Origin of the sequence: Shewanella sp. Isolate13, assembly GCF_022398325.1 — a bacterium.
Classification (GTDB): Bacteria; Pseudomonadota; Gammaproteobacteria; order Enterobacterales; family Shewanellaceae; genus Shewanella.
In genome coordinates this window covers 18072-33869 of the sequence record NZ_JAKEVD010000033.1, presented here as the reverse complement: position 1 = coordinate 33869, position 15798 = coordinate 18072, and the positions used below count along the sequence as shown (strand labels likewise).

The 15798-nt window shown below is 45.3% G+C and carries 10 protein-coding genes; 5 read left to right on the top strand and 5 right to left on the bottom strand.

Annotated features, from left to right (window positions below; all coding sequences use genetic code 11):
- Positions 1–10: 10 nt before the first annotated feature.
- A complete protein-coding gene (locus L1D44_RS17480; RefSeq protein ID WP_239892601.1) occupies positions 11–346 on the top strand; it encodes a hypothetical protein in 336 nt (111 codons plus the stop codon).
- Positions 347–382: 36 nt separating this feature from the next.
- On the opposite strand, the gene L1D44_RS17475 is transcribed toward L1D44_RS17480, so the two are convergent.
- Both L1D44_RS17475 and pabB read right to left on the bottom strand, forming a co-directional pair.
- Positions 383–973 carry a CoA pyrophosphatase gene (locus tag L1D44_RS17475; protein ID WP_239892600.1) on the bottom strand — a complete coding sequence of 197 codons (591 nt, stop codon included), beginning with the start codon at positions 971–973 and terminating at the stop codon, positions 383–385.
- Between the two features lie 58 nt (positions 974–1031).
- A complete protein-coding gene (gene pabB, locus L1D44_RS17470; RefSeq protein WP_239892599.1) occupies positions 1032–2519 on the bottom strand; it encodes an aminodeoxychorismate synthase component I in 1488 nt (495 codons plus the stop codon).
- A gap of 178 nt (positions 2520–2697) precedes the next feature.
- On the opposite strand from pabB, the gene L1D44_RS17465 reads away from it, so the two are divergent.
- Together L1D44_RS17465 and L1D44_RS17460 are read left to right on the top strand one after the other, a co-directional pair.
- Positions 2698–4218, top strand: a complete 1521-nt coding sequence (locus L1D44_RS17465) for a fumarate hydratase (RefSeq protein WP_239892598.1) — start codon at positions 2698–2700, stop codon at positions 4216–4218.
- Positions 4219–4443: 225 nt separating this feature from the next.
- The gene (locus L1D44_RS17460) at positions 4444–6495 is read left to right on the top strand and encodes a S9 family peptidase (RefSeq protein WP_239892597.1); all 2052 of its coding nucleotides are present in this window, start codon (positions 4444–4446) and stop codon (positions 6493–6495) included.
- 219 nt (positions 6496–6714) lie between these two features.
- Here the strand turns inward: L1D44_RS17460 and L1D44_RS17455 are convergent, their stop codons facing one another.
- Together L1D44_RS17455 and L1D44_RS17450 are read right to left on the bottom strand one after the other, a co-directional pair.
- Positions 6715–7281 carry a prepilin-type N-terminal cleavage/methylation domain-containing protein gene (locus L1D44_RS17455; protein WP_239892596.1) on the bottom strand — a complete coding sequence of 189 codons (567 nt, stop codon included), beginning with the start codon at positions 7279–7281 and terminating at the stop codon, positions 6715–6717.
- Between the two features lie 504 nt (positions 7282–7785).
- Complete coding sequence (locus tag L1D44_RS17450) at positions 7786–9369, bottom strand: isocitrate lyase (RefSeq protein WP_239892595.1); 1584 nt, start codon at positions 9367–9369, stop codon at positions 7786–7788.
- Between the two features lie 110 nt (positions 9370–9479).
- Between L1D44_RS17450 and L1D44_RS17445 the strand changes: the two genes are divergently transcribed.
- Both L1D44_RS17445 and L1D44_RS17440 read left to right on the top strand, forming a co-directional pair.
- Positions 9480–10424 (top strand): LysR family transcriptional regulator, encoded by a 945-nt coding sequence (locus L1D44_RS17445; RefSeq protein WP_239892594.1) that lies wholly within the window; start codon positions 9480–9482, stop codon positions 10422–10424.
- A 257-nt stretch (positions 10425–10681) separates the two neighbouring features.
- Positions 10682–12856 carry a malate synthase G gene (locus L1D44_RS17440; protein WP_239892593.1) on the top strand — a complete coding sequence of 725 codons (2175 nt, stop codon included), beginning with the start codon at positions 10682–10684 and terminating at the stop codon, positions 12854–12856.
- 76 nt (positions 12857–12932) lie between these two features.
- On the opposite strand, the gene adhE is transcribed toward L1D44_RS17440, so the two are convergent.
- The gene (gene adhE, locus L1D44_RS17435) at positions 12933–15548 is read right to left on the bottom strand and encodes a bifunctional acetaldehyde-CoA/alcohol dehydrogenase (protein ID WP_239892592.1); all 2616 of its coding nucleotides are present in this window, start codon (positions 15546–15548) and stop codon (positions 12933–12935) included.
- Between the last annotated feature and the right edge of the window lie 250 nt (positions 15549–15798).

Below are 15798 nucleotides of genomic sequence, written 5' to 3'. Positions count from 1 at the left end.
GATGGCAAGCATGAATAGAACAAATTTTTTCCAATTCTTATTGTCAACACTATCGATTATCGGCTGGTCGCTGGCTATCTATGCGTTGTTGATTTTTGATAAAGCACGCCCCGATACGGCCATTGGCTATTACCAGAGTAAGGGCGCTGCGGTGAGGCTAGAATGGGATCCTACTCAGACGGTTTTGCTGGAGCATATTATATGGGTATGTGCTGGGTTGAGTTTTATCAACTTGGGTTTCAACTTTTATGTTGCCCAACATAGCCGTCTCGGCTGGTGGGTGAATATTCCTTTGTTGTTTACCTGTTCTTTAGCGGCAGGGCTATATATTCGTTTTGTAGTATAACGGTAAACCAGAGATTCAAGTTGAGCGGGTTATCCCTTACAGGCGTGATTCATTTGGATGGAGACTAAGGTGTCTACAGAGTAGATCGATCATAGCCGCTGTAGCCCCCCAAATAAAGTAACCTTGATAAGGGATGAAGTGCACAGGGTATTGCCGCCCCATACGTTTAAAGTGTTGGGTATGTCGATTATAACGCTTGAGTAAAAATGAAAGTGGCACGGTGAAGTATTCATCGACTTCACCGGGATCTAAAATCGGATCGAAGGGTTGCTTGACTATGCCTACAAAAGGGGTGATCTCAAAACCTGTGAAGGTCTTATGGGCTGGGAGGGCTCCGATAACCTCGACATTAGATCTAAGCAGGCCGATTTCCTCTTCGGCTTCTCTTAACGCTGTAAATTGATGGCTGGGATCTGACCGCTCAACCTTTCCGCCTGGGAAGCTAATTTGCCCCGGGTGAGCTCGCAGGTGAATTGGCCTACGGGTCAATATAAGCTCGAGTTCTTGTCCCCTTTCATAAAGCGCAATTAACACCGCAGCTTGACGAAGTTCCTCTCCTAGGTGAATAAGATCCAACTCCGGCAAAGTATTAAGATTATACCTGAGTCTAAACTCTGCCAGCTTCATTATCGGTCCTTATTCATGTTAGAGGACAAGCCCTAGATTGATATTTGCAAGGTATAGGTTAGCCAAGTCGAGACAGTACGGGCAAAATGCGACTGACTTTATCGAAGCTTTCTTGATATTCGGCGTCTACTTTAGAGTCGGCGACTATGCCACCGCCGGCCCAGCAATAAAGTTTACCTACACTCGGTAGGCCATTATCAGATTTACCGCTATCTCTTTGAGCCACCAAGGTACGGATAGTAATGCTAGTATCCATCTTACCGTCTTGGCTAATGTAGCCAATAGAACCACAATAGATACTTCTCCTAGAGGGTTCAAGCTCTTCGATGATCTCCATGGCCCGAATTTTCGGTGCGCCAGTTATCGAGCCTCCGGGAAAACAGGCTCTTAATAGATCTGTTGGGAAAAGACCTGTGTTAAGCGTGGCGGTCACAGTGCTAACAAGGTGATGAACGGCGGGAAAGCTCTCAACGTCAAATAGCTTAGGTACGCTGACGCTTCCAGGGGCGGCCACTTTGCCAATATCGTTACGCAATAGATCGACTATCATCAAGTTCTCTGCGCGATCTTTCTCTGAACTTTTCAGTTGCTTAGCGAGTTCAGCGTCACGGTCTGCATCTTTATCTCTTGGCAGGGTGCCTTTAATGGGTTTGGTTTCAATTTTGCCATCTTGATGTTGGATAAAACGCTCAGGCGATATTGATAATAGCGCATGCTCTTCTAAACGAACAAATGCCGAGAAAGGTGCACCATTTGTTTGACGCAGTGTCTTGTAGGCGTGCCATTCATCGCCGCTAAAGTCAGCACTAAAACGTTGGGTTAAGTTTATTTGATAGCAATCGCCGCTGTGGAGATACGCCTGAACCTTGTTAAATCTCTCTTTATAGTCTTGCTCAGAGAGTTGATTTTGCCATTGGCTCGTGAGTTTAAATTCAGTTGAGGCTTGCTTAAGATCGCTGGTGCCATTAAAGATAAGCGCGTTAAGCCTAGTTTCAACCGCCTCTAACGCCGCTTGTGACTGATAATGGACTAACTGCCAGTATCTAAGTTGATAATCATACACTAGCGCCCAGTCGTATACGCCTAGGTTCATCTCGGCTAGGGATATATCTTTATGAGCTAGAGTGGGTAGCTTTTCGATACCGCGTGCCAAATCATAGTTAAAACTGCCCATCACACCGCCAGAGAAGACTTGTTCACTGGCTTTAGTTTTGGGGTAATACTCGTTGATGAGTTGCTTAACCACATCAAATGGATCCCCGTGATGTGGGGTCGTCAAGGAGAGGGCGCTATTGGTTTTTCCACGCAAACTAAATAGCGGCGTTCTATCTTTAGTTCGGGTGACAACTGTTGATTCATCTTGGGTGACGATAGTGGCTACGGGCTCGGCGCAAATCACATCAAATTTTGCGTCAACGTGATCTGCATCGGCCGAATCGAGTAAAATTGACCAAGGAACAGCCGAAAAAAAATCGAAAACTTCAGTTGTGCTTAAATTCCAATCGAGACGCTTTGTAAAAACTGCATTTTGCGCCAATTTGTTCATCTGTTAACCCTATCTAAAATGTGATGTTTAACTAAAACTCGCGAAAGAGTATCATAATGCTTACACAAGTAATAAAAACAAAACACGTGAGCTTTAATGGCGACTGAAGTTATTCACACAAGCCAGTGCGAGTGTAGTTTCAGCCGATTAATAAGTGTCTGCTAAAAAGGAAGTGTCTGTGAGCAAAGAAGTCCCTGTAATCAAGCAAGCCGATCTCATTGAAAGCGTTGCTGATGCCCTACAATATATCTCTTATTATCACCCAAAAGACTTTGTAGATTCTATGGCCGAGGCCTATGAGCGTGAACAAAGCGCAGCCGCTAAGGATGCGATTGCACAAATTCTTATCAATTCTCGTATGTCGGCCGAAGGAAAACGTCCGCTCTGCCAAGATACGGGTATTGTGACCTGTTTCGTTAAGATAGGTATGGGCGTGCAATGGGATAAGACAGATCTAACCGTTCAAGAGATGGTTGATGAAGGCGTTCGCCGTGCTTATACCAATCCAGATAATCCATTGCGTGCATCCATTGTTGCCGATCCCGCTGGTGGACGTAAAAACACCAAAGATAACACGCCGTCAGTTGTGCATGTTGAGATGGTTCCAGGTAACCATGTTGAAGTGGCTATTGCAGCAAAAGGCGGTGGCTCTGAAAACAAATCGAAAATGGTGATGTTAAACCCATCTGACGATATTGCGGCATGGGTCGAAAAGACACTGCCAACTATGGGAGCGGGTTGGTGCCCACCAGGCATGCTTGGCATAGGTATTGGCGGTACTGCAGAGAAAGCGGCTGTAATGGCTAAAGAGTCTTTGATGGATCCCGTCGATATCCATGAATTGCAAGCGCGCGGTGCACAAACAACAGACGAAAAACTCCGCCTAGATATTTTCGATCGTGCAAATAAACTGGGTATTGGTGCTCAAGGCCTAGGTGGTGTGACGACGGTACTGGATATTAAGATTAAGTCTGCCCCGACTCACGCAGCATCTAAGCCTGTGGTAATGATCCCAAATTGCGCCGCGACTCGCCATGTTCATTTTCACTTAGATGGTACAGGCCCTGCGGAGCTTACTCCTCCTTCACTGGAAGATTGGCCAGAAATTACTTGGGAAGTGGGTGAGAGCGTTCGCCGTGTCGATCTTAATACAGTGACTCAAGAAGAGATGCAGCAGTGGAAGAGCGGCGATACCTTGTTACTTAACGGTAAGATGCTAACGGGTCGTGATGCCGCGCATAAGCGTATTCAAAGCTTGATAGAAAGTGGTGAAGGGCTACCTGAAGGCGTCGACTTTAAGGGCAAGTTTATCTACTACGTTGGTCCTGTCGATCCTGTCGGTGACGAAGTGGTTGGTCCTGCGGGCCCTACGACTGCTACCCGCATGGATAAATTTACTGACCTGATGCTCGATAAGACGGGATTGATGGGAATGATTGGTAAGGCTGAACGCGGCCCAGCAACAGTGGAGTCTATCAAGAAACATAAATCATGCTACTTGATGGCTGTTGGTGGTGCTGCTTACCTAGTTTCTAAAGCGATTAAGCACTCGCGTGTGGTTGCTTTTGAGGATCTAGGTATGGAAGCCATCTATGAGTTCGACGTTAAGGATATGCCGGTTACTGTCGCAGTGGATGCTGAAGGCGTCAATGCTCACGAAACGGGTCCAGCTATCTGGAAAGTTAAACTGGAAGGCTAATTCTAGAAGCCTAATATCAGAAAGTTGGTTTGTGTATTTTGAGTGGCTGATTTGTTTACCATTAGCTTTAAGAATGGCTTAGGCGTCTTGCTTAAGCCATTTATATTGGCTAATGTGCTGAACACCCCTTAAATGTACAAGCTGCGTAACTGGCTAGTAACAATCACAAGTTGATCACTAAAAGCTTTTAACGTTACTTTTAACTATAAGAATAAGACTATAACGATGAAAAAAACTGCAATCATAATGGCGCTTGCATCGGCTGGTGTCGTTTTTAGCGCTCAAGCCGCGTCACAATCACCTTTCACTGTGCAAGACCTAGTAAAAATGAATAAGCTTCATTCGGCAGCTTTGTCTAATGATGGCACTAAAATCGTTTATGCAGTGAAAAATATTGATGCAGAAGGTGAGGCGAGTAGCGACCTTTATATTCAAGACTTATCATCAAGTACATCACAAGCAAAACAGCTCACTAGTGCTGCAGGTACAGAACATAGCGTTGCTTTTGCTCCAAATGATAAGAGTATCTACTTTTTAGCAGCACGCAATGGTTCAAGCCAAGTATATAAACTTGCACTCAATGGCGGCGAAGCGATTCAAGTCACTGATTTTCCGCTGGATGTAGAGGGTTTTAAGCTATCTCAAGACGGCAAACAAGTCGTGGTTAATATGCGCGTTTTTCCCGAGTGCACTGATTTAGCTTGCTCTAAAGATAAGTTTGAAGCTGAAGCTAATCGCGATACCACGGGACGTGAATACAAGCAATTGATGGTTCGTCACTGGGATACCTGGAGCGATCATTCAAGAAGTCACCTATTTGTGGCGCAATTAAACGGTGAAAAAGTCACATCAGCTGTCGACGTTACTGCGGGACTGGATACTGAAACACCGCCAAAACCCTTCTCGGGCATGGAAGAGGTCACCTTTACGCCAGACGGTAAGTACCTTGTTTATACCGCCAAAGCACCAGGAAAAGATCAGGCTTGGATCACTAACTACGACTTGTGGCAGGTGAGCGTTGCTGGTGGTGAGGCAAAGAACCTCACTGAGTCAAATAAGGCTTGGGATGCACACCCTACCTATTCAGCTGATGGCCGCTATTTAGCCTATTTTGCGATGACAAAGCCAGGTTTTGAAGCCGATCGCTACCGCATCATGCTACGTGATACCGTAACCGGGCAGGAAAAAGAGGTTGCTCCGCTGTGGGACCGTAGCCCAAGCTCTTTAGCATTTGGTAAAGACAACAAAACCCTGTACGTCACTGCACAAGACGTTGGCCAAGTATCAATCTTCGAAGTTAACACCCAGTTTGGTGACGTTAAGACTATCTATAACGAAGGTAGTAACAGCATAGTTGGCGTTAATAGCGATAAGATTATTTTCAGCAACAAGAGTCTAGTTGAGCCTGGTGATCTCTATACCATTAATTTAGATGGCCAAAATCTAAGCCGTTTAACAGAGGTGAATAAAGAAAAGCTCGCTAAAGTGAAGTTTGGTGAGTACCAGCAATTTAACTTTAAGGGCTGGAACAACGAAGAGGTTTATGGTTACTGGATTAAACCTGCTAACTATAAAGCCGGTGAGAAGTACCCAATCGCCTTCTTAGTTCATGGTGGTCCGCAAGGCTCATTTGGCAACTCGTTCAGCAGCCGCTGGAACCCACAATTATGGGCTGGGGCGGGTTATGGCGTAGTGATGATCGACTTCCATGGTTCTACCGGTTATGGCCAAGCTTTCACCGATTCTATTACCCAAGATTGGGGCGGTAAGCCACTTGAAGATCTGCAAAAGGGTCTAGCAGCTGTAACTAAGCAGCAAAAGTGGTTAGATGGTGACAATGCATGCGCGTTAGGCGGTTCATACGGCGGCTACATGATGAACTGGATCCAAGGTAATTGGAACGACGGCTTTAAGTGTCTAGTCAATCATGCGGGTCTGTTTGATATGCGCTCAATGTACTATGTGACTGAAGAGCTTTGGTTCCCAGAGTTTGAGTTTGGTGGTACTTACGAGAAAAACAAAGAGCTGTATGAAAAGTTTAATCCAGTAAACTACGTAGAAAACTGGCAGACACCGATGCTTGTGATCCACGGCGAAAAAGACTTCCGTGTACCTTATGGTCAAGGCTTAGCGGCCTTTACCTATATGCAGCGCAACGGTATTCCATCAGAGTTACTCATCTATCCTGACGAAAACCACTGGATCTTGACGCCTGAAAACTTAGAGCAATGGTACGCCAATGTACTAGGCTGGATGGATCGTTGGACCGAGAAGTAATCTAGTCAGTTAATCGTTAGTCATTAAAAAGCCAGAATCTAATTCTGGCTTTTTTGTTTTATCTCTCAGTTCTTAGAATGGGCTAACATGGTTTGAGCTTCATTATGCAGTCTTAATCCCCATATTGTCCCGCACTGAAATAAATCGATGTTTTAGCGCTTACTCTCCGAAGCTTAGGGCCTATCACTAAACGTACACAACCCCATGCAGATTAGACTTTTAGCAGTCTTTAGTATAAGTGCGAACGCTATACGCTCGTACAGATGTCGGGGCGCTGTATTCAACATGGCACTGAAACTCTCCGTCCCTTATCGCACTGAGCTTGCTTTGCCATTTGATAGGAACTATTGCGACCGAAGCTAAATTGGTGGGTACTACTGTAAATAGAAAGCTAGACACAGGTAAGCCGAATGCTTCACGGTAATTGTCACCAATAACACTGCCAGAAGAGAGTGGAGATAGCGGGTAGCCTAAACTCACGTATACACGGGTACCTGATACATCGATGAAGTACTGGCCGACTTGGACGTCCCAGTTTGGATGGTCGGCGCACTGAAAGCTACAACCTATGAGGCGTTCAATATTATCGATTACACTTTTACTATGGATTAACTGGTTTTGTTTACTGATTTGAGCCGCTAATCCCTTTATCTGGGCAATATGAGCATCACGACTAAAGCTTAGGTATTTACTCGTTGCGATCACTGCGATGATTGACAATATGATAATGACTGCAGTCAGCTCTAAGAGGGTAAATCCACGGTTGCGATAGCGATTTAATAACATACTGAGCGGCCTAATTTTACAAAAGCACGCAGATTATCGAGCATTTAGGTCGATAACAACCGCAGGTGGATACAGCTTGATACATTTTAAGTAAACTGAGAGTTAGTTCACGTAAGGCTAAATGTTATCTGTGATCGAGGTTGTTTGTGATGGCTTGTTTCTAGCTGGAGTTATGAGATCCCCTGTTTTGTAAAGTGTATCCATTATTTTATTAACAGGTAGTTTATTAACAGGCGTATAGAAATGACTGACAGCAGGATAAAACTGTTATGACTTAATGCTATGATTAAATTTGAAGGTACCATGTCGATTAAAGGCTGTTTTTTCGCCTTAAACCTAATTCACCTCCGGTTTAAGGTGAATAAATGCTGTTAAAAAAATTAAAGGGAATTGGCTGTTATGGCTTTTGTAAAAATGAAAAGGCCTACACAGGGTAGGCCTTAAGGGATTAGCTCATTATCGGCAGGTTAGTCCACTTCAAAAACTCACCGCGATAATGACGGCTTAGCTAAATTGGTTCATGGTGTTGTCTTTACCCGAAGCCTTCAGTGCTTGATCTCCAGAGAAGTATTCTTTGTGATCATCACCCATATCCGAACCCGCCATGTTTTGGTGCTTAACACATGCAATACCTTGACGGATCTCTTTACGCTGCACGTTAGCAACATAGCCCAACATGCCTTGGTCACCGAAGTATTCTTTCGCTAGATTATCGGTTGATAGTGCTGCGGTATGGTATGTCGGTAGCGTGATAAGGTGATGGAAAATTCCCGCTTCACGTGCCGCATCGGCTTGGAAGGTACGGATCTTCTCATCAGCTTGTACTGCGAGCTCAGTATTGTCGTAATCGACGCTCATAAGCTTATCACGGTCATAAGCCGATACGTCTTGACCAGACTCTTGCATTGCATCGAATACCTGCTGACGGAAGTTAAGTGTCCAGTTAAACGAAGGTGAGTTGTTATAGACCAGCTTCGCATTTGGAATCGTTTCGCGGATCTTATTCACCATGCCACCAATCTGCGCAACGTGAGGCTTCTCGGTTTCAATCCAAAGTAAATCCGCACCATTTTGCAACGAAGTAATACAATCAAGTACACAGCGCTCTTCACCAGTTCCTGCTCGGAATTTAAATAGGCCATTTGGAAGACGAGCAGGTTTTACAAGTTGACCGTTTTGCTGGAATACGACGTCACCATTTGCAAGGTTAGCAGCGTCAACGGCTTCAACTTCAAGGAAAGAGTTATATTTGTCACCTAGATCGCCAGCCTCACTTGTCACAGCAATCTTTTGGGTAAGGCCTGCGCCTAATGAGTCTGTACGGGCAACGATAACGCCATCATCGATCCCAAGTTCAAGGAATGCATAACGCACGGCATTAATCTTAGCCAGGAACTCAACGTGAGGCACAGTAACTTTACCGTCTTGGTGACCACACTGTTTAACATCAGAGACTTGGTTTTCTAATTGAATACAGCAAGCACCAGCTTCAATCATCTGCTTAGCCATCAAGTAAGTCGCTTCTTCATTACCAAAACCAGCATCGATGTCGGCAATAATGGGGACTACGTGGGTTTCAAAATTATCAATCTGGGCTTGAATTGCAGGCTTGTCACTTTCGCTCGCAGCATCGAGTTGGCGGAATAGGCCACCGAGTTCACGAGCATCGGCTTGGCGGAGGAAGGTATAAAGTTCTTTAATAAGCGAAGCGACAGAGGTCTTTTCGTGCATTGACTGATCCGGTAGTGGACCAAACTCGCTTCGAAGTGCCGCAACCATCCAGCCAGAAAGATATAGGTAACGACGTTTAGTCGTCAGTAGATGCTTCTTAATAGAGATCATCTTTTGTTGGCCAATAAATCCATGCCAACAGCCTAGTGACTGCGTGTACTGCGACGAATCTTTGTCGTAGTTATCCATATCTTCACGCATGATCTTAGCCGTGTACTTAGCAATATCTAACCCGGTTTTAAAACGGTTCTGTAGACGCATGCGTGCAACAGATTCTGGGTTGATTGCATTCCATGCACTACCTTCAGCATTAATCAAGGTAGCAGCCTCATCGATGTTAGCTCTGTAATTTGTCATGTGTCTATTCCTTTAACGATATGATTAGCGGCGATTGATTACGTTGAAAATATTAGTAAGATTTGTTTAAATAAGTCTAATTTATAGATTCTATAGCCGGTATTAATCTCATGAATATATCTCGTATCGATTTGAATTTATTGGTTTATCTTGATGTGCTACTACGTGAAAAAAATGTTACAAAGGCAGCAGATCAGCTAGGGATCAGTCAACCGGCTATGAGTAATGGCTTAAAGAGACTGAGGACATTATTTGACGATCCATTGCTGATAAGAACCAGCCAGGGCATGACACCGACTGAGCGAGCTCAGGAGCTGCAGCCAACCATTAGTGAGTTGATAATTGGCTTAGAGAAAGCGGTGCAGCCAAGGGCAAAGTTTAACGCCGAAGATAGTGAGCAAGTGTTTCGGGTGATGGCCAGTGATTACGCTGAGGCAACCTTGATCCCACCATTAATAGCAAGACTTCGCACCGAAGCTCCCAACGTTATTCTCGATATCATGACCCCAAGTGACGTCAGTTTTCGCGATGTTGAGCAGGGGCGTGTGGATATGGTGATAAATCGCTTTGACAGTATTCCTCAATCATTCCACCAAAAAGTGCTTTGGAATGATGATTTTAGCTGCCTGATCAGCAAGAGCAACCCAGTATTGGATAAGTTTTGTTTAGACAGTTACTTAAAGGCTAACCATGTCTGGGTTAGTAAGACGGGGATGGGGGTGGGAGTCGGTATGGACCCGGATGATGTGCAGAGGCTAGGCTGGGTAGATGAAGCCCTAACCCGAATTGGGGTACAAAGACGGATCACTGTTTTTACTCGTCATTATCAAGCAGCCTGTTTATTGGCAGAGCAACAAGATTTGATCGCCACCATACCAAGCAAAATGGCAAGGCAGCATGAAAATAACGACCGTGTCTGCATCGTACCGCCACCGTTTGTGATCCCTCCTATTGCGCTTACCATGGCGTGGAGTCCACTACTGCAGCATAACCCTGCACATAAGTGGATGCGGCAAGTTATCACTCAGACTGCGGATAACTTTGGTCGTAACTAGCTCTGGGCGATCGATGAATTAAGTGCTTCTATTTCAATTGTGATGATTTTTTACGCCAAAATAGATCTAGGCAATTAGTTTGGTGAATAGTGGTAATAAAGGGTATAAATTTCATAAATAAGTAGCACTTGGTATAGGCTAGTCAATATAGATAGGTGTCATTACTGAAAATGGATAATTGATGGCTAACGCTAGCAGTTAATCGAGTCGTTACGCCGGTGGCTAAAACTGATGGAAAACACGAATAAGGGCATATTATGACTTCACGGATCAGAGTCGGTGGTTTACAAATCGAAAAATCACTTTGGGAGCTGGTAGACAGCGAGATCAGTCCGGGTACCGGCATAAGCTCACAGATCTTCTGGACCAAGTTTGAAGAGATAGTCAATGAACTCAGTCCGCTCAATCGCAAACTTTTACAAAAGCGCGAGCAACTGCAGAGACAGATAGACGAGTGGCATAAAGGCAACAAAAAGCAAACCTTTGTGCCGAGTGAATATAAACAGTTTTTAATCGATATCGGATATTTAGTTAAAGAAGGTGAGCCTTTTACCATTTCGACTGAGAATGTTGATAGTGAAATTGCTACCCAAGCAGGGCCTCAATTAGTTGTACCCGTTAAAAATGCCCGTTTCGCCTTAAATGCGGCCAATGCTCGTTGGGGAAGTCTATATGACGCGCTGTATGGTACCGATGCAATACCCCAAAGCGAAGGCGCCGAGTTAACTAAAACATATAATCCCATGCGCGGTGCCAAGGTCATCACTTTTGCTAAAAACCTTCTAGATAGTGCTGCGCCGTTAGCATCAGGCTTGCACAGTCAAGTGACTCAATACTATGTAGATTCTGGCACCTTATATGCAAAGTTAGCCAATGGCGACAAGACGACATTGGCCGAGCCGAATAAGTTTGTCGGATTTAATGGTGAAGCACAAACCCCTGCGGCGGTATTGTTAGTTAATAATGGTTTACATATAGAGATCCAAATCGACAGTAGCAGTCCTATCGGCCAGACGGATTTGGCGGGGGTGAAAGACTTACTCCTTGAAGCCGCAGTCACAACCATTATGGATTGCGAAGACTCGGTGGCGGCCGTAGATGCCGAAGACAAAGTCGAGGTTTACCGTAACTGGCTAGGGTTAATGCAGGGCAAACTCACTGCAACACTGAATAAAAACGGCAAAGCTATGGTGCGTGAGCTAAACAATGACAGGGTATACACCGGAGCCTCGGGGCAAGATGTCACGCTACCGGGTCGTAGCCTGCTGTTTGTGCGTAACGTGGGTCACCTGATGACTAATGATGCGGTATTGGATAAACATGGTGATGAAGTACCAGAGGGGATCCTCGATGGTATGGTGACGGTATTTGCGGCGCTGCATGATCTTCAAGGCAATAATAACAACCGGAGTAACAGCCGCAAAGGCTCGGTCAATATCGTTAAGCCGAAGATGCATGGTCCCGAGGAGGTTCAGTTTACCTGTGAGTTGTTTACACGGATAGAAGATGCGTTAAAACTCTCACGAAATACGATTAAAGTGGGGATCATGGATGAAGAGCGTCGCACTACTGTTAACCTAAAAGAATGTATTCGAGCGGCTCAGGAGCGAGTGGTATTTATTAATACCGGCTTCTTAGACCGGACTGGCGATGAAATCCATACCTCCATGCTTGCCGGCCCGTTTGTGCCTAAGTCGGTGATGAAACAGCAAGCGTGGATCAAAGCCTATGAAGATTGGAATGTAGATATCGGTCTTGAGTGTGGTTTACAAGGACGCGCCCAGATAGGTAAAGGCATGTGGCCTATGCCAGATGAGATGGCGGCGATGTTAGAGCAAAAGGCTGGTCACCCACAAGCTGGAGCGAATACTGCTTGGGTTCCATCACCTAATGGCGCCGTTTTGCATGCGACTCACTATCATCATATCGATGTTGTCCAAGTGCAAAATCAGTTGAAACAGCGTAAGCGTGCGAGCTTAGATGATCTGCTTACCATTCCGCTGATGCAAGATAATGAACCCCTCACGCCGGAGCAAAAGAGTTTTGAGCTAGATAATAACGCTCAAGGCATTTTAGGTTACGTGGTTCGCTGGATTGACCAAGGCGTTGGTTGCTCAAAAGTGCCTGATATTAATAATGTTGGTTTAATGGAAGACAGGGCAACGCTTCGAATCTCATCACAATACCTCGCGAACTGGTTACACCATGGTGTGTGTACGAAAGAGGAGGTGATGGCCTCACTGAAGAAGATGGCGCGGGTCGTCGATAAGCAAAATGAAGCCGATAGCGCTTATATTAAGATGGCACCAAGTTTTGACGGTGTCGCGTTTACAGCCGCTTGCGATCTGATCTTTAAAGGAGAGGAGCAGCCATCGGGTTATACCGAGCCTTTGCTACACGCTTATCGTAAACAAGCAAAGCTGCAGGCGTAATGCCACCTAAGTAAAGAGATAATAAAAAGCCCTAACCATAGGATATGGTTAGGGCTTTTTTAATCAACAAATGTGATTATTGATCACTGTAGTCAGTGCCGTAGTAACTGGCTAGCAAGATCTGTTTTAACTCAGCAATTAATGGGTATCTTGGGTTAGCGCCAGTGCATTGATCGTCAAATGCGTCCTCGGCTAGCTCATCTAGTTTTGCGAGGAAGTCGGCTTCGTTGACACCGGCTGCTTGGATCGAGCATGGAATGCCAATCGTCTCCTTGAGCTCATCAATTTTTTTAAGCAGTGCCTCGACTTTTTCCGCATCGTTTTTGCCTTCGCCTGTGGCGCCTTCAAGTTTTAAATATTCAGCAATCTTTGCATATCGACAAAGTGCCTTCGGTCTATCGTACTGGCTAAATGCAGCCTGTTTAGTTGGCATATCCGTTGCGTTAAAGCGGATCACATTACTGATAAGTAACGCGTTCGCCAATCCATGTGCTAAATGGAACTCTGCGCCGAGTTTGTGCGCCATTGAATGACAAATACCTAGGAAGGCATTGGCAAATGCGATCCCCGCAATGGTGGCTCCATTATGAACTTTTTCGCGTGCTATTGGCGCATTGGCGCCGTGAACGTAAGCATCGGGAAGGTGCTTAAACAGTAAGTCTAGTGCTTGTAGCGCTTGACCATCACTATATTCGTTAGCCATCACACTCACATAAGCTTCTAAAGCATGAGTTACCGCATCTATGCCTCCGAAGGCAGTTAGTGATTTTGGCATGTCCATCACTAAATTGGGGTCAACGATGGCCATATTAGGCGTTAACTCATAATCGGCAATGGGGTATTTCATCCCTGTTTGCTCATCTGTTACGACCGCAAACGGTGTGACCTCAGAACCTGTCCCCGAGGTGGTTGGGATCGCAACCATCTTGGCTTTCTTGCCAAGTTTTGGGAACTTGTAGATACGCTTTCTAATATCCATAAAGCGAAGCGCTAGATCGGCAAAGTCGACATCGGGGTGCTCATACATAACCCAAATGATTTTGGCAGCATCCATTGGTGAGCCACCGCCTAATGCGATTATCACATCCGGTTGAAAGCTTTGAGCGACTCGAGCACCTTGCTTAACAATCTGCATAGTAGGATCGGCTTCGACCTCATAGAAGACTTCAGTTTCTAGGCCTTGGCTCTTTAGGATCTTAATGGTTTCATCGCAATACCCGTTATTAAATAGATACTTGTCTGTAACGATAAGTGCACGTTTCTTGTCGCTTAGTTCTTCTAGTGCTATGGGTAAACTACCACGGCGGAAGTATATTGAAGACGGTAGTTTATGCCACAACATGTTCTCAGCCCTCTTTGCGACCATTTTCTTGTTGATTAAGTGACTCGGACCCACGTTTTCTGAAATGGAGTTGCCGCCCCAAGAACCGCAACCTAAGGTCAATGATGGAGCAAGCTTAAAGTTGTAGAGATCGCCTATGCCACCTTGAGATGCGGGAGTATTGATAAGAATACGCGCGGTTTTCATTCTGAAACCGAAAGCCTTTACTCGCTCTGTTTGAGTATCTTGGTCGGTATATAATCCCGATGTATGGCCAATACCGCCCAGTGCAACGAGGGCTTCTGCCTTATCTACCGCGTCTTCAAAGTCGCTTGCACGATACATAGCCAGTAGCGGTGAGAGCTTTTCATGAGCGAAAGCTTCCGCTTCATCAATATCAGCCACTTCACCAATTAGGACTTTAGTCGTGGGGTGAACATCTATTCCTGCCATCTTGGCGATATTGGCGGCGCTTTGACCAACGATCTCGGCATTGAGTCCACCATTTTTTAGGATAACGCTCTGCATCGCTTCAGTTTCGTCTTGGTTAAGTACGTAACCACCGTGACTGATGAATCGCTCTTTAACCGTATCGTAAACATCATCAACAATAATAACGGCTTGTTCTGACGCGCATACCACTCCGTTGTCGAAGGTTTTAGACATCAATATCGAACTCACCGCGCGTTTAATATCGGCTGTTTCATCGATAACGATCGGGGTATTGCCTGCTCCCACACCAATTGCGGGTTTTCCTGAAGAGTAGGCGGCTTTGACCATTCCCGGTCCACCCGTTGCAAGAATAAGATTGATATCTTTGTGGGTCATTAGTTGGTTTGACAGTGCAACCGATGGCTCGTCGATCCAGCCAATAATGTCTTTCGGCGCTCCAGCGGCGACGGCGGCCTCTAAGACCAGACGAGCAGCGGTCGTGGTAGAGGTTTTGGCGCGCGGGTGAGGTGAAAATATGATGCCGTTACGGGTCTTAAGGCTAATAAGCGCCTTAAAAATGGCGGTAGAGGTTGGGTTGGTTGTAGGCACAATACCGCAGATGATCCCGACGGGCTCTGCAATGGTGATGGTACCGAAGGTGGTATCTTCTGAGAGGATCCCACAGGTCTTCTCATCTTTATATTTGTTGTAAATATATTCAGAGGCAAAGTGATTTTTAATCACCTTATCTTCAATCACGCCCATCTGGGTCTCGGCTGCAGCCATCTTGGCTAGCGAGATCCGCGCGTCGGCAGCGGCAAGGGCTGCTGCTCTAAAAATATTATCGACTTGTTCCTGAGAGTAGTTCGCAAACGTCTGCTGCGCTGTGCGTACTCTTTCCACTAGGAGATTGAGTTCTTGCTCATTTGATACTGTCATAGTCGCAATCCTGAAAAAATTTAGCCAAACCGTATTTGGCTAAACATTCTCTGGTGCTCTAAAATCCTTTTGATGAAGAAAAATTACACTCAATTAGGGCTGTTTGCTGTGACGAAGCCCGCAACTTAACGGTCTAATGTAATTTTATAACCAGAATAGTGACACTTTTAAGGTTTTTATCAGCCGTTGCTTTCTCGATTAAATATAAAATATTGTTCAAAGTTGTGATTTAGGATAGAAAATCTCATTT